Below are 18,716 nucleotides of genomic sequence, written 5' to 3' on the forward strand. Positions count from 1 at the left end.
GCCCGATCGGGAGCGGGCGCCGGGCGGCCGCTCTCGGACCGCGTGCCAGCGATCGACGGCTGACCGCGGGGCATGCGTGTTAAGCCGATTCGCGACGAAGTATCCCCCGATGGTCCAACGGCACTCGCTCGCCGCAGCGGCCCTCGATACGCTCCCCATCACGGTCGCTGTTCTCGACGAAAGCGGAGACATTCTCCTGACGAATCGATCGTGGCGGGAATTCGGCACCGACCAGCGATCGGACGCCGACGACGTCGGCGTCAACTACGTCGCCACTGCCGCCGACGCCGACGACGAGCACGCCGCCCGGGCGGTCGCCGGCCTCGAGGCGGTCCTCGACGGCGAACGGGAGACGTTCGCGATGGAGTACCCCTGCCACTCCCCCGAGCAAAAGCAGTGGTTCCTGATGCGAGCCAGCCGGTTCACGGTCGACGGTGCCTCCCGGGTCGCCGTGGCCCACCTCGACATCACCGATCGGAAACTGGCCGAACTCGAGACCGAGGCGACGTCGGATCGACTCCGCGACGAGCGGGCGGCGCTCGAACACGTGCTCGAGCGGATCGACGGTCTCGTTCAGGACGTGACCGACGCCGCAGTCGGTGCCGGAACCCGGCCCGAGATCGAACGGCGGGTCTGTAAGCGCCTGATCGAGTCCGACTCGTACGTCCTCGCGTGGATCGGCCGCGTCGACGTCACGAACCAGCGCATCACGCCCCGCGAGTGGGCCAGCACCGGCGATCTGCCGCTGGAGGACGGCGAACTCGCCCTCGAACCGGGCCGATCACATCCGGCCGTCCGGGCGCTGGAAACGGGCGAGCCAGCGGTCGTCCAGGACGTCGACGAGTTCGAGGACGCCGAGCGGTGGTGGCCGACCGCGGCCGGGTCGGGATTCCAGTCGGTCGCCGCGCTCCCGCTCGAATACGGCGACGTCACGTACGGCGTGCTCGTGCTGTTCGCCGACGAACCGGCCGTCTTCGAGGAGCGAGAACTGCTGGTCCTCGAGTCGCTCGCCGGGACGATCGCGACCGCAATGAACGCGATCGAGGCCCGCCGCATGCTCACGATCGAGACCGTCGTGGAACTCGAACTGGCGATCGAGGATTCGTCGCTGTTCGTCACGGCGCTCGCCGACGAACTCGACGCGGTCGTCTCCTATCGGGGCCTCACGTACGATCGGGATGGTACTCCGCTGGTGTTCTTCCACGTCGATCGGGACGACGACGTCGCGCCGATCGTGGCCGAATTCAACGCGGTTTCGTCGGTGACGGAACTGTCGGATCACGACGGCGGAACCTTGCTCGAGGTCGCCGTCGACGTGGACGTCGTGACCGCGCTGAGCGAACACGGCGCGGTGATCCGCCGGTTCGACGCCCGCGACGGGGTCGCCGACCTGACCGTCGAACTCCCGACCGGACAGTCGGCCCGGTCGGTGTACGACCTGCTCGCGGACCGATACGATCGCGTCGAGTTGATCAGTTACCACGAGAGCGAAGAGCCGACGCGGACACCCCAGGATCTGGCGGCCCGACTCGAAGAGAAGCTGACCGAACGCCAGTTGACGGCGCTCCGGAAGGCCTACTACGCGGACTACTTCGCGTGGCCGCGAAACGTCTCGGGCGAGGATCTCGCCCGGACGATGGACATCTCCCGATCGACGTTCCACCAGCACCTGCGCACGGCCCAGCGAAAGTTGCTGGAGGAACTGTTCGGCGGAGAGTAATTTCACCCCACTAGTGAGGGATAGACCTTTTATATGCATCTGTTGTATTATAGACACCGGCTGAAGTCACGTTGACACGAGGACGAGAATGCAACAGGAACACATCGACGCTGGCAAAGCGATTCAGAAACGGACCGGCAAGACGTTCTACCTCGCGACCCGGTTTCTCCCCGAGCGCGTTCGCAACGCGACGCACGTCCTCTACGCGTTCTTTCGCATCGCGGACGAAGTCGTCGACGACGCGGCCGGTGTCCCCCCCGAAGAACAGCGGGCGGAACTCGACCGACTCCGGGCCCAGGCGCTGGGCGAGGCCGACCCGGACGACCCCGTCCTCTACGCCTTCCAGGAACTGCGCAAGCGGTACGGCATCGCCGACGAGGAGGTCGAGGAGTTCGTCGACGCGATGGCGACCGACATCGAAAAAAGCCGGTACGAGACCTACGACGAACTCGAATCGTACATGCGCGGATCCGCCGCGGCGGTCGGCGTGATGATGACCGCGATCATGGAACCCGACGACCCGGAAACCGCCCTCCCGCACGCGATCAAGCTGGGTGAAGCCTTCCAGATGACGAACTTCCTGCGGGACGTCCGCGAGGACGTCGTCGATCGCGATCGGATCTACCTACCCCAGGAGACCCTTCGTGCACACGGCGTCCCGGAGGAACAGATCGAACGGCTCGAGTACTCGGACTCGTTCGGCGCGGCGATGGCCGAGGAACTCAGACGGACGGAAGACCTCTACCGTGAGGGCGTCGCCGGGATCCGGTATCTCCCCGAGGACTGCCAGCTTCCGGTCCTGCTCGCGGCCGTGCTCTACGCCGAACACCACACCATCATCCGCGAGCAGGGGTACGACGTGCTCTCGACCGAGCCGTCGCTGTCGACGGCGCGAAAGCTGTGGTGTCTCGCGAAAACCCGCTGGCACTGGCACTGGAACCGCGACCCCGAGGCGGTGTTCCAGCGCGTCTCGGCGATTCCGACCGTCGGGCAGGACCGCCACCGTCCGGATCCGGGCGATCGCGTGCCGACGCGGTGACGTCGAGTCCCTCTCTTTCGTGGGTCGAAATTCGTCTGATCGCCGATCCTGATCGTCTCGTCTGCGTATTAATTCGGGGCACGACCCGCTCGCGATCGATCGGTACGGCGTTCGGACGACCGCGATCACCCTCGCCGTCTGGTTGACGATCACGCTCGCGGCCGTCGTGCTACTGCTCCAGTTCGGGGACCCGCTCAGTGACCTGTTCGTGTGAACCGGGGCTGGGCGGTCACGAGGGATTCTCTCGACACGGCTCCCGCGTCGAGCCGGTATCGTCCTCGAACCCGAGGCGGCCGTCGCTACCCGCCCATCGGCAGTGCCGTCCACACCAGTTCGCGATCGTAGCGGTCCGTACTGAACAGGCCGAGACAGAAGATGCCGGCCACGCCGGCCGCGAGCCAGTTCCCGTAGAGGACGTTGATCGACCCCCACAGCAGGACGAAGCTCACCAGGTCGTCGAGGACGAACTCGCAGGTTCGAACCCGCTCTCGGAGCGTCGCCCGATCGAACGCGAGATCCACCAGCACGACGGCGACGGTGCCCGAGAGGAGCCAGCCGCCGTAGTTCGAGGCGGGAACGCCGTAGTAGCCTCCCGGCGGGAGGTAGGCCCAGAAGCCGATCGCGACGGCGGCGGGGTCCAACACGAGATCGATCCCGACGATGGCGGCGATCGCCGTCCCCAGCCGAACGACGGGGTTCTCGGCCCACCCGCGGAGGACCAGCAGAGTGAGCAGGTACGCGTTCAGCACCAGCGGGACGAAAAACAGGGGCAAGGCGAGCGGGATCTCCCCGAACAGCATCGGCCCGAGTCGAATCCCGTACTCGAAGGCCCCGTAGGGCCAGTCGGTTCGTACCCCGACGATCTCGATCGCGTACGTAAACGCCGTCAGGACGCCGAGCGCGCCGACCGCCCGACGGTCGATCCGCGGGAGGAGGCCGACGACGAGCGGCGATCGCATGACAATCGTCCCGAACAGGATCAGGAACGGGTTGTACGAGAGCGGATCGGGGAGCAGTCCCTCGGCGCTGGCCACGAGCGTCACCGCCCCGACGACCGGGAAGACGACCGCGATCGTAAAGCGATTCTCGCGGACGATCGTCTCGAGTCGCCGCTGGACCGTCGCGCGCGACCAGTCGTGTGACCGCGTCGAGAGACTATCCATAGAGCCTCCAGAGGCCGCCCATCGTCAGCGCCGCGCCGACGACCGTGTTGATCGCCGGGAACCACCAGTAGGCCCGATCGACGGCGACGCTCGCGGTGGCGATGGCCGCGACGAGCAGGGGGTAGACGGCCATGAGCGCGCCCAACCGGACGTCGAGCGCCCCGAAGGCGACGGCGCTCGCGAGCCAGCACGCGCCGACGTAGGCGTAGGTTCGTCGTTTCCCGAGGACCGTCGCCGTCGTCCGGATCCCGGTCGCTCGATCGGGGTCGATGTCCGGAATCGCCGAGAACGTGTGCATGCCCATCGCCCACAGCCACCCGCCCGCGATCGCCGGCAACGGCGGCTGCGTGCCCGCGACGGCGGCGTAGGCGGCGATCCCCGGCGTGACGTATAGCCCGTTCGAGACCGAGTCGAGCAGGGGCGTCGTCTTGAACCGCGCCGGCGGCGCGCTGTAGGCGGCCCCGAGAACGAGGAAGGCCGCGAGCCACGGCCACGCCGCAGTCGGGACGAACGGGAGAAACAGGATCGGCAGGACGGCACAGCCGGTGACGACGGTCGGAACCCACCGCTGGCCCCGGTACCGCGCCTCCCGGTCTTCCTTCTTCGGGTTCGCCGCGTCGATCTCCCGGTCGTAGACGTCGTTGATCCCGTAGAGGAAGACGTTCGCCGGCAGGAGGAAGTAGGCGAACAGGACGGCGGCCGCGGGCGAGGTGAGTTCATCGACGCCGTCGGCCGCGTAGGCGACCCCGACGAGGACGGGACCGGCGAGGTAGAGCCAGAACCGCGGCCGAGAGAGCGTCAGCAGGTACGAGAGCCGATCGCGCAGACCTCGTCCGTCCCCGTCGGCGATCGGCGACTTCGGTCCTGGCTCGGCCTTCGGGTCCTGTTCCGAGTCCGGACCCGGATCCGATCTCGACCCCGAACTCGCGATCGACGACGAGTTCCCGGACATGACCGTCACTGGATACTGTCCGTCGGTTTCGGTCGTCCGTGATCCTCGATCACCTTCTCCGCGGTCAACTCGCCGCTGATCAGGCACATGGGGACGCCGATCCCGGGCGTCGTGTACGAACCGGTGAAGTATAGCCCCTCGACTTCCTTCGATCGGTGGGGCGGCCGGAAGAGCGAGGTCTGGCGGAGCGTGTGGGCCATCCCCAGTGCGGTCCCCTTGAAGCTGTTGTACCGATCGGCGAAGTCCTCGACGCAGAAGGATTCCTCGACGACGATCCGATCGCGCAGGTCGGTGCCGGTGTTGGCGGCGATGTCCTCGAGGATCAGGTCGCGGTACTGCCGGCGCTGTTCGGGCGTGTCCTCGAGGCCCGGCGCGATGGGGACGAGGACGAACAGGTTGCTGTGGCCCTCGGGGGCGACGGAGTCGTCCGTCTTCGAGGGGACGCAGAGGTAGTAGGCTGGGTCGTCGGGCCACTGCGGGTCCTCGAAAATCTTGTCGAAGTGCTCCTCCCAGTCGGTCGGGAGCACGAGCGTGTGGTGTTCGAGTTCGGGGACGTCGCCCTCGACGCCGAGGTACAGCAGGAACGCGGAGGGCGCGTACGTCCGCGACTCCCAGTAGTCGGCGTCGTAGCCCCGCCGTTCGGGCGGGAGCAGTTCCTGTTCCGTGTGGGCGTAGTCGGCGTTGCTGACCACGAGATCCGGCCGCAGCGGGCCCTCGGGCGTCTCGACCAGGAACGCGCCCTCGCGACCCTTGATCGCGGTCGCCGGCCGATCGGTGTCGTACTCGACGCCGAGTTCCCGGCCGAGGTCGACGATCCCGTCGATAACGCCGCCGAGACCGTTCTCGGGGTACCAGACGCCGAGGTTGAAGTCGACGTGGCTCATCAGGTTGTACAGCGCCGGGGTGTTCTTCGGCGAGCCACCGAGAAACACCAGCGTGTACTGCATGATCTGCTGGAGTTTCGGATGGTCGAAGTACTTCTCGACGTGACCCTGCATCGACCCGAGCAGGGAGAGGCCGCGGGCCTGCCTGGCCACGTCGAGGTCCAGGTAGTCCCGCAGTCGCGATCGGTCCTCGTAGACGAAGTGTTCCATCCCGACCTCGTAGTTCTCCGTCGACTTCGCGAGGTAGCGGTCCAGAGCCTCCCCCGCGCCGTCTTCGTACTCCTCGAAGAGTGCTTTCGTCCGGTCGATGTCGGGCGTGATATCGACCCGGTCCCCGTCCTTGAAGAAGATGCGGTAGTGGGGATCGAGGTGGGTGAGGCCGTAGTAGTCGGTCGGCGTCCGATCGAACTCTGCGAAAAAGCGCTCGAAGACGTCGGGCATCAGGTACCACGACGGCCCCATGTCGAACCGGAACCCGTCACGTTCGAGGCGACTCGCGCGGCCGCCTAGCTGCTCGTTCTTCTCGATGACTCGCACGTCGGCACCCGCGTCGGCGAGGTAACAGGCCGTCGACAGCCCGCCGACGCCGGCCCCGATCACGACGACCGACTCTCCGGCCAGCGACTCCATGTGTTATTGCAGTGTCGGTTCCGAGTTAAATGTACGTCATACGTACGTAGGGTTCCGCTAGTACCGCGTCGGGTTCGCCGTCGCCAATCGCCACTCGGTGAGCGCCGCTGACGGCCGCGAATCACGGTCGCGGCCGATCGAACGCGACGGTCGACGAGTTCCGAACGGCGTCGAGATCGATCGACGAACGCCGTCACGGTCGGCGGACGGCCCCGTTCGATCGATTCGAAAGCCAAACGCTTAGTTAGTGAACCGACTGGTGCCACCAATGAGTGATTCCGAACGCCCTCGCCACATCGATGCCGGGCCGCCCGAGGAATCGACCGTGGAGGCCCCCGAGCAGTCCGGGGAAGATTCCGTTCGAGAGGCGGTCGAGCGATCCAGACACGGTGCGCCCGCGGTGGGATCGGTCGTTCGCGATCGGTTCTCCTCCGACGAGGTGTTCCAGCGGGTCGTCGCGGCGGCGGACGAAGAGGTCACCTCCGGCAACCGCGAACTCTTCTTCAGCGGCCTCGCGGCCGGATTCGCGATCACGATCACGTTCCTGCTGTACGCGTCGCTGTACGGTGCGACGGACGGCCACCCGATACTCAGTTCGCTGCTGTACCCGCTCGGATTCATCTACATCATCATCGGCGGCTACCAGCTGTACACGGAGAACACGCTCCCGCCGGTCGCCCTGACGATCGAGCGACTGGCCAGTCTGCCGGCGCTGTTGCGACACTGGATCATCGTCCTCGCCGGAAACTTCGCCGGCGGTGCCCTGGGTGCGGCCGCGCTCACCTGGGGGGGCGTCTTCGACGAACCGGCGGAGGAGGCGGCATTGAGTATCGCACAGCACGGGATCGAGACGGCGTGGTGGGACCTGTTCTTCAAGGCCGCGTTCGCCGGGCTGATCGTCGCCGGCGTCGTCTGGGTCACCTTCGCCTCGCGGGACACGATCTCGCGGCTCGTGGTCGTCTACCTCGCGTTCCTCGCGATCCCGCTGGGGAACCTGTTCCACGTCGTCGTCTCGTTCACCGAGATGCTCTATCTCGTCTTCGCCGGCCGGCTCGGGCTCTTCGTCGGCGCGACCGAGTTCGTGCTCCCGGTGTTGCTCGGCAACACGCTCGGCGGGATCCTGCTCGTGACCGTCGTCAACTACTACCAGACGAGCGAGAAACGGCTCGAATCGGCCCGCTTTGCGGGTAGCGAGCGCCGCCTCTCCCCCCGCGAGTGGCTGTTCGGCGGGTTCGTCGGCCGATCGTACGTCCCGCTGATCGACACCGGCGAGCGGACGGCCGGGGACGACGAATCGTACCGGATCATGGTGCCGATCGCGAACCCGCGGACCGAGTCGTCGATCGTCGAACTCGCCGCGATGCTCGCGAACGGCCACGAGTCGGGTACCGTCCACATCGCCCACATCGTCCAGGTTCCCGAGCGGCCGTCGGCGAACTACGGAAGCCGCCAGCACCGGCGCATCGTCTCGGAGTCGGACAACCAACTGCAGGACGTTCGCGACCTCGCCGACGAGTACGACGTCGACTGCGAGACCTCGACGATCGTCTCTCACCGGTCGTTCGAGGAAATCTTCACCACGGCCGAACGATCCGGGACGGACCTCGTCGTGATGGGGTGGGGTGCGAACCAGTTGTGGGACGCGGCCCGCGCCGAGCGCCCGCTCAGCGAACTCACCAGCGACCTCCCGTGTGACTTCCTCGTGTTCAAGGACCGCGGGCTGGACCCCTCGCGGATCCTCCTGCCGACCGCCGGCGGGCCGGACTCGGACCTGAGCGCCGAGGTGGCCCGGACACTCCGCCGGACCGTCGGTGCCGAAGTGACGCTGCTGTACGTCGCCGACGAACCGGCGGCGCACGATCAGGCGGAGCAGTTCCTCGGCGAGTGGGCCGTCGATCACGACCTCGCGGACGCGAACCTCATCGTCGACGACAGCGGGGACGTCGAGGGGGCGATCTGTCGGGCGGCCGGCGATCACACGATGATGCTCATCGGGGCGACCGAACGCGGCCTCCTCTCACGGCTCGTGACTGGATCGCTGCACATGGACGTGATCGACGACGTCGGGTGTTCGGTCCTGCTCGCCGAACGTCCGTCCGAGCGCAGCCTGTACCAGCGGCTGTTCGGACGGTAGCACCGCTTCGGCGTTCACCGGTTCGATACGAGCGACTCTCTCGCTGTCGGCACTGACACCAGTTCGAGACGTCCGTTTTGCCGGAAGTCAGTGGGTTTCTGAGGGTCCCCCTCGTAACAGGGGGTATGGACGACACGACCGCCGTCGTGACCGGCGGCACGCGCGGCATCGGACGGGCAGTCGCCGAAGCGTTCGCGGCCGAGGGTGCGACCATCGTCGTCGGCGCGCGGGACGGGGACGCGATCGACGACGCCGTCGACGCGCTCGCGGCGATCGACGGAAGCGGGGCCGTCGACGGGGTCCGAACCGACGTCCGCGACGAGTACGACGTCGAACGACTCGTGGAGACGGCCTCCCGAACCGGTGAGGGCGGCGGGATCGACGTCGTCGTCGTGGCGGCGGGCGTCTACCACGGCGACCCGGGCGAGACGCCCACCGATCGGGAGTCCTACGCGGCGTTCGACGACCACTGGCGCACGAACGGCCGCGGCGTCTTCGCGACGATCCGCGAGGCGCTTCCGCACCTGAACGAGGGGGCGCGCGTCCTCGTCCCGACCGGCGCGATCGCTCGGACGGCCAAACCCGGCTACGGCTCCTACGCGATCTCGAAGGCGACGGCCGAAGCGATCGTCCGCGCGTTCGCCGCCGACACCGAGTGCGCCGTCGGCTGTCTGGAACCCGGACAGATCGCGACCGACCTCACCGGCGGGCAGGGACGCGACCCCGAGTCGATCGCCGGCATGTTCGTCTGGGCGGCGACCGAGGCCGATCGGGACGCACTCGACGGCGAGATTCTCGGACTGAAAGAGTGGAAGCGAGCGACGCGGTGACGGCGGCGTTGCAACGGAAAGTCGAACCGTTTTCTCGCTCCCCGCCCCAGGATTGCCCGATGAGTCATTCCGATCGACAGCCGCTCGAGGACACGACGGTAGGGATCTTCCTCGCCCCGGAGGGGAGCGAGGAGATCGAATTCACGGAACCGAGGGACGCGGTGTCCGACGCCGGTGCGACGGTCGAGGTGCTCGGGAGCGAGCCCCGAGAGGGCCAGACCGTCAACAACGATCTCGAATGGAGCGACTCCTACACGATCGATACGACGTTCGACGAGGTCTCGGCCGCCGACTACGACGCCCTGCTCGTCCCGGGCGGAACCGTCGGCGCGGACACGCTTCGGTCCGACGAGGACGCGATCGATCTCCTCCGGCAGCACCTGACGGACGGCAAACCTGCCGGCGTCATCTGTCACGGGCCGTGGACGCTGATCGAGGCGGACGTCGTCGAGGGTCGGACGCTGACGTCCTATCCCAGCTTGCAGACCGACGTTCGAAACGCGGGCGGGGAGTGGGTCGACGAGGAGGTCGTCGTCGACGACGGACTGGTCACGAGCCGCGATCCGGACGATCTCGACGCCTTCTGCGACACCATCGTCGAGGAGTTCGCAGCCGCCGAGTGACCGGGAGTCGCCATCCCGATCGATCCTCCACTACGAGCGCCGCACGTTTGCACGATCGGTTCCGGTGTCCCGCCGACGGGGCCGGTTCGTGATCCGGTGTCGTCACTCGCGAGTGGCTTTAGTGCCGTCCGTGATCGTCGATACGAGCAGTCTCGGCTCGACCCGCTAGACAAGAGTGAGTATCAGTCGATGTGGCCTTCGCGGCGCAGCTGGTCGGCATCCTGGCTGGTGTAGCGCCACTCGATCGTGGCCTTCTCGTCCTGCCAGTCCCAGGGCTCGGCGACGACGATGTCGTCTTGCTCGATCCAGGTGCGGTATTTCATCCGGCCGGGAATGCGGCCGAGACGTTCCTCGCCGTCCTCACAGCGGAGTTGGACGTGGTTCCCACCGAGGTGTTCGGTTACGACGGCGAATACTTCGTCGCTGTTGGGCATACGGAGGTTCCGTCGCCCGGAGTTTTCTGTCACACCTCCACTACGAGCGCCGCACGTTTAAATGGTTGGAGAGTCGTGATAGCACGGCACTCGATGGCTGCCCCCTCGATCGAGCAGTACCGCGACGACGATCGATCGGCCCGGTCCTACAATTCGCGGTCCGAATCCGGATTCTCGAGGTCCCACAGCAGTTCGGGCAGGAAGGCGTCGAGGTGTTCGATCACCCGCCGATCGCTGACGTTCAGTCCCTCGCAGTGCTCGTGTGCCGAGTCCCGGATATCGACGTGGAGGTCGCCGTCCTCGCGCCAGACGCCGAGCGGGAAGACCGAACACCGGGTCGGCTTCCAGTCCTCCTCCAGGTGCAGGGTACAGAGGCCGTCCTCGCGGAGGAACGCGCAGGCGCGGCCGTCGTCGGCGACGTGCCCGTCGCGCCCTTTCTCCTCGCGGGCGACGAACTTCTCGCCGCGAAAGTCGGTCGTCGTCTCCGCCAGGTTCGCCCGCTGGGCCAGTTCGAGGAGGTCCCGATCGTAGAGCAAGACCCCGTGGTGGCAACACCAAGTGCAGTCGTCGACGCACTCGAAGGTCAGGTCGGGATCGAACTCGACGACGACCTCTCGATCGGGGTGGACTTCGACGCGGCGCGGGGCGTCAGCGCTCACGGCGGTGGGGAGGGGACGCGGGCGGAAGTGCCTTTCTTCCTGGGTCGCCACGCGAGTGCGTTCACGCGGGCCGGTTCGAGGTCTCGACAGGGGAACCGATCCGATCGAGAGCCGAATATATTCCGGTCAAGTCTCTTCCCCGTGTCGCGCCGACGCTCGGGTATGGTCGCGACCGACTTCGACGCCGAGCGGACCTACGACGACGAGAAATTCTCGACGCGAGAGATCTACCGGAGCGATCGGCTGAAAGCCGTCCTCGGGTACTTCGAACCGGGACAGTTCATTCCCGTCCACGCGCCCGACAGCGACGTCGTCATCGACGTCGAATCGGGACGCGGACTCGTCCGGGACGGGGACGACGATCGGGAGGTTGGACCGGGTGACGTGGTCGTCGTCCCCGCCGGCGAATCCCGGGGTGTCCACGCGAACGGGGATGAACGGCTGGAGGCTCTGCTCGTCACGTCCCCGCCGCCGACCGACGCCGAGCACGAACCGGTCCGGGTCGGCCTCCGGCGCGGCGAGTTCGATCCCGACTGAGACGGATCGCTGCTCCGAGTTCCCCGGCCCAGCCGGCACCGTCTGTGGGTGCGCCGGCACTGACGGACAGCGGTCCGTACGACCCTTCCGAAGCGGTTCGGCGCAATCGTTTTCCTCCGGCCGTCGTAGTACCGGGCGTGAGCGACCTCAGAACGCACGACGTGCCAGCCGCGGTCGACCCCGAGGAGTGGTCCCTGTCGGTCACCGGGACGGTCGATCGATCGCTCCGACTCAGTCCCGAGGACCTCGCGTCGTTCCCGCAGGAGACGGCGGCCGACGACTTCGCGTGCGTCGAGGGGTGGGTCGCGGAGGGGCTCTCGTGGCGCGGCGTCCGCGTCGGGACCGTCCTGGACCGCGCCGGACCGACCGAAGACAGCGGGCACGCGCTCGTCCGGGCGATGGACGGCGACTACGCCTGCTCGTTCCCCCTCGATCGGCTCCGGGCGTCGATCCTCGCGCTCGAACTCGACGGTGAGGCGCTTCCGGTCGAACACGGCGGCCCGGCACGGCTCGTGCCGATCGATTCCGAGCGGGACTGCTGGGAGAGCATCAAGTGGGTGTCGGCGATCGAGGTCGGTGAGACGCCGTTTTCGGACGCTGACACCGCAAAGGACCTGGCGCTGTCCCGGATCGAGTAATCGAGGGGTGTCGAACGGATCGAGCGTCGGGGAGTGGCCGCGCCCTACTCGAGCGATTCGACCACGGTATTCCGCAGCGTCCCCACTCCCTCGTAGGTGATCTCGACGGTGTCGCCGGGTTCGACCAGCCCGGGGTTCGCGGGGCTGCCGAACGCGACGACGTCCCCAGGGCGGAAGGTGAACCGCTTCGAGAGGTACGAGACGATCTCGTACGGATCGAACAGCATCAGTTCCGTGTTCGCCTCCTGTCGGCGTTCGCCCGCGACGTCGGTCCACATGTCGATCGCCGTCGGGTCGAGATCGGTTTCGATCCAGGGGCCGAGGGGGCCGGAGCCGTCGAACGCTTTCCGGGCGGTCCGACCCTGCTGGTCGAGCGCGTCCACGTCGTTCATGATCGTGTAGCCCCGCACGACGTCGGGAACCTCCGCTTCCGGGACGTCGTGACACGGCTCGTCGATGACGGCCGCCAGTTCGCCGGCGTAGGTCAGTTCTTCGGTGAACTCGGGGTAGGGGATCGGCTCGCCGTGGCCGAGCACCGAGGCGGGCGGCTTGATGAAGAAATCGGGTTCCGCGGGTCGCTCGTACGCCATCTGGTCGAGCGTTTCCGCGTAGTTGCGCCCGACGCAGTACAGCGCCGAGGGATCGCAGGGCGGCAAGAAGTCGGTCTCGTCCTCGACCGCGTACGTCTCGCCGTCGTCGTGGACGACGCCGTCCTCGTACCGTCCGGTGACCGGTCCGTCGGGAGTCGAAATCCTCGCGAGTCGCATCGGCGGGGGATGGGCCGCCCGCCGATTAGTCCTACCGGTTCGACGTCGGACCGCAGGCCGTTCCACCCGCGTGCGACCGAACGCTCGCCCCGGGTCGATCGGGACGACTGGCCGCTCACTCGTCGGCGTCGGTCTTCCAGGCGAGCGAGACGGAAATCTTCTCGCGGTCGCCGCCGAGCATCGGCGATCGTTCCTCGACCTCGACGTCGTACTCGAGGACGGACGTGGGCGTCAGCGTCAGGGTCTTGTTGCCAATGTGAACGTCCGCCGGGCCGTCGCCCCGGAGTTCGCGGGCGATCTCCTGGAGGCGATCGGCCGCTTCGTCGCGCGTGACCTCGTCCGTAGTACTGGTGGTTTCGCCCATAGGCGAACTGTCATCCACGGGAGGGAAATATGTTGGCCGGGAACAGGCAGGCCCGCGTCCGACGGGCGGTTCCGCCGACGCCGTGCGCTCTCGCTGGCGTAGCCGCTCGAAGGGACGGATCGAACGGTCGCTCGGGCCGATCCGTCGAGAGCGCACGGGTTCGGCCGATCCCGCGTCCGGCGCGACTCCCGGTCCTTCTCGGTCGATGGAGCGACGAGCAAGCGTTATCTTGCTATGTGTCCACAACCAACGTGTGACATGAAGAAACTCATTAACGAACCGGCAGACGTCGTCGACGAGATGCTCGAGGGGATGGTCGCAGCTCACGACCTCCGCCGGATCGACGGGACGGAGACCGTCGTTCGAAGCGACGCCCCGGTCGAGGGGAAAGTCGGGCTCGTCTCCGGCGGCGGCAGCGGTCACGAACCCACGCACGCGGGGTATATCGGCGACGGCATGCTCGACGGTGCGGCCGCAGGGGAGGTGTTCACGTCGCCGACGGCCGATCAGTTGAGCGAACTGATCCAGGCCTGTGACGGCGGTGACGGGGTCTTCTGCGTCGTCAAGAACTACGAGGGCGACGTGATGAACTTCGAGACGGCGATCGAGATGGCCGAGATGGAGGCCGGCACGGCGGTCGAGCACGTCGTGGTAAACGACGACGTCGCGGTCGAAGACTCGCTGTACACTTCCGGTCGTCGCGGCGTCTGCGGGACGATATTCGTCCACAAGGTCGCCGGCGCGATGGCCCAGCGGGGCGGCGATCTGGCCGAAGTCAAACGCGTCGCCGAGAAGGCCACCGAGAACGTCGGGACGATGGGCATGGCGCTCACCTCCTGTGTCACGCCCGAGAAGGGCGAGCCGACGTTCGATCTCGGCGAGGACGAGATCGAACTCGGGATCGGCATCCACGGCGAACCCGGAACCGAGCGGACGGAGATCATGTCGGCCGACGAGATCACCGACCACCTCGCCGAGGCCGTGCTCGAGGACCTCGATCTCGATGCAGGTACCGAGGTCGCGACGATCGTCAACGGGATGGGCGGGACGCCGCTGATGGAACTGTACGTCGTCAACCGCCGACTCCAGGAGATCCTCGGCGATCACGATATCGACACCTGGGACGCCTGGGTCGGGGACTACATGACCTCGCTCGACATGATGGGGTGTTCGATCACGGTGCTCGAACTCGACGACGAACTGAAAGAACTGCTCGCCGCCCCGGCCGAGACGCCCGGACTGACCGTGACGGAGTAACCGGTGGTGACGACAGGATGGATCAGGAGACCCAGACCGAGGCGGTTCGGGCGGCAGTCGAAGCGATCGCCGACCGGCTGGCGGATGAAAAGGAACACCTGACGGACCTCGACTCTGCGATCGGCGACGCCGACCACGGCGCGAACATGGATCGCGGCTTCCGGGCCGCACTCGAACGCGTCGAGGAGGCCGACGGAGACCCGGCCGAACTCGTAAAGACGGTGGGCGTCGCGCTCGTCTCGGAGGTCGGCGGCGCGTCGGGCCCGCTGTACGGCGGATCGCTGATGAAGGCGAGCCAGGAACTCGAGGACGGGATCACCGCCGACGCGACGGTCGCGTTCAGCGAGCGGTACCTCGAGACGGTCGAAGAGCGGGGAAAAGCGTCCGTCGGCGACAAGACGATGGTCGACGCGCTCACGCCGGCAGTCCACACCTACAGGAAATCGATCGACGTCGACGACCGCGACCCGATCGAGGCCCTGGGGAAGGCCGTCGACGCCGCCCGTCGCGGCGTCGAGTTCACGACGCCGATCCGCGCGAAGAAGGGGCGGGCGTCGTACCTCGGCTGGCGATCGGTCGGTCACCAGGACCCGGGCGCGACGAGTACGCTGTACCTGCTCGAAGAACTGCTCGACGTGGCGATCGAGTACGGCGACGGCGAGGTCGCGATCGACGCGGAGGCGGATGTGGAACCCGACGAGATGCCCGAAGCCGACACCGAAGACGTGCCCGCGGACGGGGATGAGTGATGGTCGGCATCGTCGTCGTCTCCCACAGCGAACGAGCGGCCGCGGGCATTCGGGAGATCGCCCGCGAGATGGGCGGTGACGCCCGTATCGAGGCCGTCGGTGGAACCGAAGACGGCCGGATCGGAACGACACCGGGGCCGATCCGAGAGGCGATCGAGGCCGCCGACGACGACGGCGTCGTCGTCCTCGCCGATCTCGGCAGCGCCGTGATGAACGCCGAACTCGCGATCGAGGAGGCGGCCGCCGACGCCGTCGTCGCCGACGCGCCGATCCTCGAGGGGGCGCTCAACGCGGCCGTGGCGGCGACCGCGCCGTCGGCGACCGTCGAGTCGGTTCGCGAGGCCGCCGAGGACGCACGCGACGTCTCGAAAGTGTGAGCGGTCGGCGGCTTCTCGGAATCAACGCGACTCGTCCACGTAGCGCGCTCGAACCGCCTCCCGCGTCGCCGCGTCGAGGACCCGATCGGCGAGCGCGGTCGCGGCGCTCGCGTCGAGGTCTTGCACCCGACGCTTGACCGCTGGAACGGCGATCGGACTCGCACTGAGTTCGTCGAGGCCGAGGCCGACGAGGAGTTCGGTGACCCCTGGATCGCCGGCCAGTTCGCCGCACATCCCCACCCACGCGTCCCCCGCGTGGCCCGCCCGGACCGTCCGGGCGATCGCCCGTAGCACCGGCGGGGAGAGCGGATCCTGCAGGTCCGCGACCCGCTCGTTCTCCCGATCGGCGGCCATCACGTACTGGGTGAGATCGTTCGTACCGAGACTGAGGAAGTCCACGCGCGACGCCAGTTCGTCGGCGACGAACGCCGCAGCGGGCGTCTCGATCATCACGCCGAGGTCCGGGACGGCGTTGTCGACGCCTGCCGCGGTCAGCTCCGACGCGATCGCGTGGAGTCGCTCTCGGGCCGCGTCGAGTTCTTCTACGGTCGTGATCATCGGGAACATGATCGCGAGATCGTCCCCGTTCGGCGTCGCGGCCGCCCGCAGGAGCGCCCGCAGTTGTGTCTCGAAGAGGTCCGACTGCTCCCCCAGCGAGAGCCGGATGCCCCGCGCACCGAGGAACGGGTTCCGCTCGGTGCCCGCCTGGCGGTAGGGCAGCGGCTTGTCCCCGCCGACGTCGAGCGTCCGGACGATCACGCGTCCGGAAACGGTCTCGAGCGCCGATCGGTACGTCCGAAACTGCTCGTCCGCTCCGGGTGGTGCGTCGCGATCGAAGAAGAGAAACTCCGTCCGGAACAGGCCGACGCCGTCGGCACCCATCGCGTCCGCCTGCTCGATGTCCGCGGCTCCGGCGACGTTCGCGGCCACCTCGATCGATCGACCGTCGCTCGTCGACACCGGTTCCGGGATCGGGTCGACGGATCGATCGGCGGCGGCCCGCGCACGCGTTTCGTCGTCCGGATCGGGGACGACGACCCCGCGGTCGCCGTCGACGACGACCGGCGTGCCGTCCGAGATCGTTCGTAGCACGTCACCGACGCCGACGACGGCGGGAATGCCGAGTGCCCGCGTGATGATCGCCGCGTGGGAGGTCTCGCCCCCGGTACTCGTCGCGATCCCCGCGATCCGGTCGGGGTCGAACCCCGCCGTCTCGCTGGGGGTGAGTCGATCCGCGAGGACCACGGCACTCTCGGGAATCGACGCCGCCAGTTCTTCGGCCGCGGCCGTCCCGCCCGTCGCAGCGTCTCCGGCGTCGGCCTCGTCGGCGAGCAGTCGACGGAGCAGCCGATCCCGAACGTCGCGCAGATCGTCCGCTCGCTCCGCCATCGGCCCCTCCAGTTCCTCGAACCGGTCGACGTGCTCGTCGAACGTTTCCCGGACCGCGTGCGTCGCGGGGAGTCCGTCCTCGATCGCCGCCGTGACGCCGTCCTCGATCTGGGGATCCGTCAGGAAGGCCGCGTGCGCATCGAAGATGTCGGCCTCCTCGTCGCCGATCCGGTCCGCGATCGCGTCCCGTTCCCGATCGAGCGCTTCGCGAACTGCCTCACGAGTGCGCTCGAACCGATCGCGTTCGACGTCGGCGTCGACGTCGTCCGGATCCGGCGGTGGCCCGAGTTCGACGCTCGTCTCGAGCCAGTAGGCGTGTCCGACGCCGACGAGCGGCGTGACGCCAGTTCCCGCGAATTCGCGCTCATCAGTCATCGTCGTTCGAGTCGGCGTTCGTTTCGTCCGTGTCGTCGACCGGGGTCGTGAGGATCTCTTCGAGGGTATCGATCGCCGACGCCTCGTCCGGGCCCTCGACCCGTAGCGTTACGTCCTCGCCGTGTCGGACGTTCAGCCCGGTGACTGCGAGCATACTATTCGCCGGTACGAACTCCCCGTCGTCGGCGCGTGCGATCGTCACGTCTGCCTCGTACCCGCTCGCCGTCGAGGTGAGCGTTGCGGCCGGTCGGGCGTGTAATCCGTCCGACGGCACGACGGTGACCGTCCGTTCGATCATACGGGTCCGCCTCCCCGGCAGAGGGTGCGTGTGACTCCCATGCAGGACTAGTCGCGGGAACGACCAAAACAGTTGCCCGGATCGGCCGCGGCGGTCACTCCTCGATGACGAGGTAGGTCCGCGCGCCGCGGTGTTCGAGCGAGACCCGGTCTGTCTCGACGTTCGATCGGACGAAGGAGTCGATTCCGGCCGCGTGCAGGTCGGTGACGTCGATCCGGCGCCGCCGATCGGGTTCGTGGCGGTCGCGGTCGCGCGTCACCAGTTCCTCGTACGTTCCCCGGTCGTCGGTCCCGTCCGTGATCAGTGCCATACCCATCAGTTGGACTGACAGTACGTCAAACCGATCCGTCCGCGGTGAAAGTGAAAGTGCGGGACGGAGCGGCGCTCGCGGCGAGTTCGGGTCTCGCACCGTCGCCGATCGCGACCGGGATTACCCGAGACGCTTCACGTCGACACGGTGCGGGCCGTCGTCCGTTTCGATCGCGACCGATTCGACGATCGCCTCGCGAGCGCGCTCTTGCCACGCCGCGACCGCTTCGGCGTGCCGTTCGCGGATCCGGTCCGCGTCGTCCGCGTCCTCTAGCGTCTCCTCGAGCCGGGGATACGCCGCGATGACGTCGTCCGCGATGAGGTTCGCGGGGGAGAGGTGAACCGCGCCGGTCAGTTCGGTGTCGTCGACGTGGTAGACGTGGATCCGCGCCCGCATTCGGCCGTGAAACGGCGGCGTCACCCGGAGCACGGCCTCGCCAGGGTTCTCCTGGCTGTAGGCGTAGGCGTCGACCACGTCGTCCGGCGACACGGCGAGCGATCGGATCGCCGATGGATCGTCCTCGGGCATGCGTTGATCGTACGACTCGCGACGGTTTATCGTCCGGGTTCGACGCGCGGCCGCGTCAC

The 18,716-nt window shown here is 67.6% G+C and carries 21 protein-coding genes; 10 read left to right on the forward strand and 11 right to left on the reverse strand.

Going from position 1 to position 18,716, the window contains the following annotated elements; genetic code table 11:
- Positions 1–109: 109 nt before the first annotated feature.
- Together AC6I6X_RS00160 and AC6I6X_RS00165 are read left to right on the forward strand one after the other, a co-directional pair.
- Positions 110–1,720, forward strand: a complete 1,611-nt coding sequence (locus AC6I6X_RS00160; protein WP_497928494.1) for a bacterio-opsin activator domain-containing protein — start codon at positions 110–112, stop codon at positions 1,718–1,720.
- Positions 1,721–1,808: 88 nt separating this feature from the next.
- Positions 1,809–2,759: a phytoene/squalene synthase family protein gene (locus AC6I6X_RS00165; RefSeq protein ID WP_497928495.1), complete on the forward strand. Its 951-nt coding sequence runs from the start codon at positions 1,809–1,811 to the stop codon at positions 2,757–2,759.
- 299 nt (positions 2,760–3,058) lie between these two features.
- On the opposite strand, the gene cruF is transcribed toward AC6I6X_RS00165, so the two are convergent.
- Genes cruF through crtID form a run of 3 tightly spaced genes read right to left on the reverse strand, consistent with a single transcriptional unit; the run spans position 3,059 to position 6,388 of the window.
- Positions 3,059–3,922, reverse strand: a complete 864-nt coding sequence (cruF, locus tag AC6I6X_RS00170) for a bisanhydrobacterioruberin hydratase (protein WP_497928496.1) — start codon at positions 3,920–3,922, stop codon at positions 3,059–3,061.
- Positions 3,915–4,874, reverse strand: a complete 960-nt coding sequence (locus tag AC6I6X_RS00175; RefSeq protein ID WP_497928497.1) for a prenyltransferase — start codon at positions 4,872–4,874, stop codon at positions 3,915–3,917. Before AC6I6X_RS00175 ends, cruF begins: the two co-directional genes overlap by 8 nt.
- A gap of 5 nt (positions 4,875–4,879) precedes the next feature.
- Positions 4,880–6,388 carry a bifunctional phytoene desaturase/3,4-desaturase gene (gene crtID / locus AC6I6X_RS00180; RefSeq protein WP_497928498.1) on the reverse strand — a complete coding sequence of 503 codons (1,509 nt, stop codon included), beginning with the start codon at positions 6,386–6,388 and terminating at the stop codon, positions 4,880–4,882.
- Positions 6,389–6,656: 268 nt separating this feature from the next.
- Here crtID and AC6I6X_RS00185 point away from each other — a divergent pair, with 268 nt between their 5' ends.
- The 3 genes from AC6I6X_RS00185 (at position 6,657) to AC6I6X_RS00195 (ending at position 9,975) form a co-directional block, all read left to right on the forward strand.
- A complete protein-coding gene (locus tag AC6I6X_RS00185) occupies positions 6,657–8,522 on the forward strand; it encodes a formate/nitrite transporter family protein (RefSeq protein ID WP_497928499.1) in 1,866 nt (621 codons plus the stop codon).
- Between the two features lie 125 nt (positions 8,523–8,647).
- A complete protein-coding gene (locus AC6I6X_RS00190; RefSeq protein ID WP_497928500.1) occupies positions 8,648–9,352 on the forward strand; it encodes an SDR family NAD(P)-dependent oxidoreductase in 705 nt (234 codons plus the stop codon).
- A gap of 59 nt (positions 9,353–9,411) precedes the next feature.
- Positions 9,412–9,975, forward strand: a complete 564-nt coding sequence (locus tag AC6I6X_RS00195) for a type 1 glutamine amidotransferase domain-containing protein (protein ID WP_497928501.1) — start codon at positions 9,412–9,414, stop codon at positions 9,973–9,975.
- A 182-nt stretch (positions 9,976–10,157) separates the two neighbouring features.
- Here AC6I6X_RS00195 and AC6I6X_RS00200 read toward each other — a convergent pair whose 3' ends face one another.
- The gene (locus AC6I6X_RS00200; protein WP_074929683.1) at positions 10,158–10,442 is read right to left on the reverse strand and encodes a translation initiation factor eIF-1A; all 285 of its coding nucleotides are present in this window, start codon (positions 10,440–10,442) and stop codon (positions 10,158–10,160) included.
- Positions 10,443–10,555: 113 nt separating this feature from the next.
- A complete protein-coding gene (locus AC6I6X_RS00205) occupies positions 10,556–11,068 on the reverse strand; it encodes a YkgJ family cysteine cluster protein (RefSeq protein ID WP_497928502.1) in 513 nt (170 codons plus the stop codon).
- A gap of 162 nt (positions 11,069–11,230) precedes the next feature.
- On the opposite strand from AC6I6X_RS00205, the gene AC6I6X_RS00210 reads away from it, so the two are divergent.
- Together AC6I6X_RS00210 and AC6I6X_RS00215 are read left to right on the forward strand one after the other, a co-directional pair.
- A complete protein-coding gene (locus tag AC6I6X_RS00210; RefSeq protein ID WP_497928503.1) occupies positions 11,231–11,605 on the forward strand; it encodes a cupin domain-containing protein in 375 nt (124 codons plus the stop codon).
- Positions 11,606–11,742: 137 nt separating this feature from the next.
- Complete coding sequence (locus AC6I6X_RS00215; protein ID WP_497928504.1) at positions 11,743–12,243, forward strand: molybdopterin-dependent oxidoreductase; 501 nt, start codon at positions 11,743–11,745, stop codon at positions 12,241–12,243.
- Between the two features lie 44 nt (positions 12,244–12,287).
- On the opposite strand, the gene AC6I6X_RS00220 is transcribed toward AC6I6X_RS00215, so the two are convergent.
- Both AC6I6X_RS00220 and AC6I6X_RS00225 read right to left on the reverse strand, forming a co-directional pair.
- Positions 12,288–13,010 (reverse strand): fumarylacetoacetate hydrolase family protein, encoded by a 723-nt coding sequence (locus AC6I6X_RS00220; RefSeq protein WP_497928505.1) that lies wholly within the window; start codon positions 13,008–13,010, stop codon positions 12,288–12,290.
- A gap of 115 nt (positions 13,011–13,125) precedes the next feature.
- Positions 13,126–13,374 (reverse strand): amphi-Trp domain-containing protein, encoded by a 249-nt coding sequence (locus AC6I6X_RS00225; protein WP_497928506.1) that lies wholly within the window; start codon positions 13,372–13,374, stop codon positions 13,126–13,128.
- A 258-nt stretch (positions 13,375–13,632) separates the two neighbouring features.
- Between AC6I6X_RS00225 and dhaK the strand changes: the two genes are divergently transcribed.
- From dhaK to dhaM, 3 genes are read left to right on the forward strand one after another with little or no spacing between them, the layout of a single operon-like run.
- A complete protein-coding gene (dhaK, locus tag AC6I6X_RS00230; RefSeq protein ID WP_497928507.1) occupies positions 13,633–14,631 on the forward strand; it encodes a dihydroxyacetone kinase subunit DhaK in 999 nt (332 codons plus the stop codon).
- A 17-nt stretch (positions 14,632–14,648) separates the two neighbouring features.
- A complete protein-coding gene (gene dhaL / locus AC6I6X_RS00235; protein WP_497928508.1) occupies positions 14,649–15,380 on the forward strand; it encodes a dihydroxyacetone kinase subunit DhaL in 732 nt (243 codons plus the stop codon).
- Entirely contained in the window at positions 15,380–15,757 is a 378-nt protein-coding gene (gene dhaM, locus AC6I6X_RS00240) for a dihydroxyacetone kinase phosphoryl donor subunit DhaM (RefSeq protein ID WP_497928509.1), read from the forward strand. Before dhaL ends, dhaM begins: the two co-directional genes overlap by 1 nt.
- 21 nt (positions 15,758–15,778) lie before the next feature.
- On the opposite strand, the gene ptsP is transcribed toward dhaM, so the two are convergent.
- The 4 genes from ptsP to AC6I6X_RS00260 form a co-directional block, all read right to left on the reverse strand.
- Complete coding sequence (gene ptsP / locus AC6I6X_RS00245; RefSeq protein WP_497928510.1) at positions 15,779–17,521, reverse strand: phosphoenolpyruvate--protein phosphotransferase; 1,743 nt, start codon at positions 17,519–17,521, stop codon at positions 15,779–15,781.
- On the reverse strand, positions 17,514–17,816 hold the full coding sequence (locus tag AC6I6X_RS00250) for an HPr family phosphocarrier protein (protein ID WP_497929623.1): 303 nt from the start codon (positions 17,814–17,816) through the stop codon (positions 17,514–17,516). The genes ptsP and AC6I6X_RS00250 overlap by 8 nt, the downstream gene beginning before the upstream one ends.
- Positions 17,817–17,913: 97 nt before the next feature.
- On the reverse strand, positions 17,914–18,129 hold the full coding sequence (locus tag AC6I6X_RS00255; RefSeq protein WP_497928512.1) for a hypothetical protein: 216 nt from the start codon (positions 18,127–18,129) through the stop codon (positions 17,914–17,916).
- Positions 18,130–18,249: 120 nt separating this feature from the next.
- On the reverse strand, positions 18,250–18,657 hold the full coding sequence (locus AC6I6X_RS00260) for a DUF8009 family protein (RefSeq protein ID WP_497928513.1): 408 nt from the start codon (positions 18,655–18,657) through the stop codon (positions 18,250–18,252).
- Positions 18,658–18,716 lie beyond the last annotated feature (59 nt).

It is taken from the genome of Halosolutus sp. YCN4 (assembly GCF_059736495.1).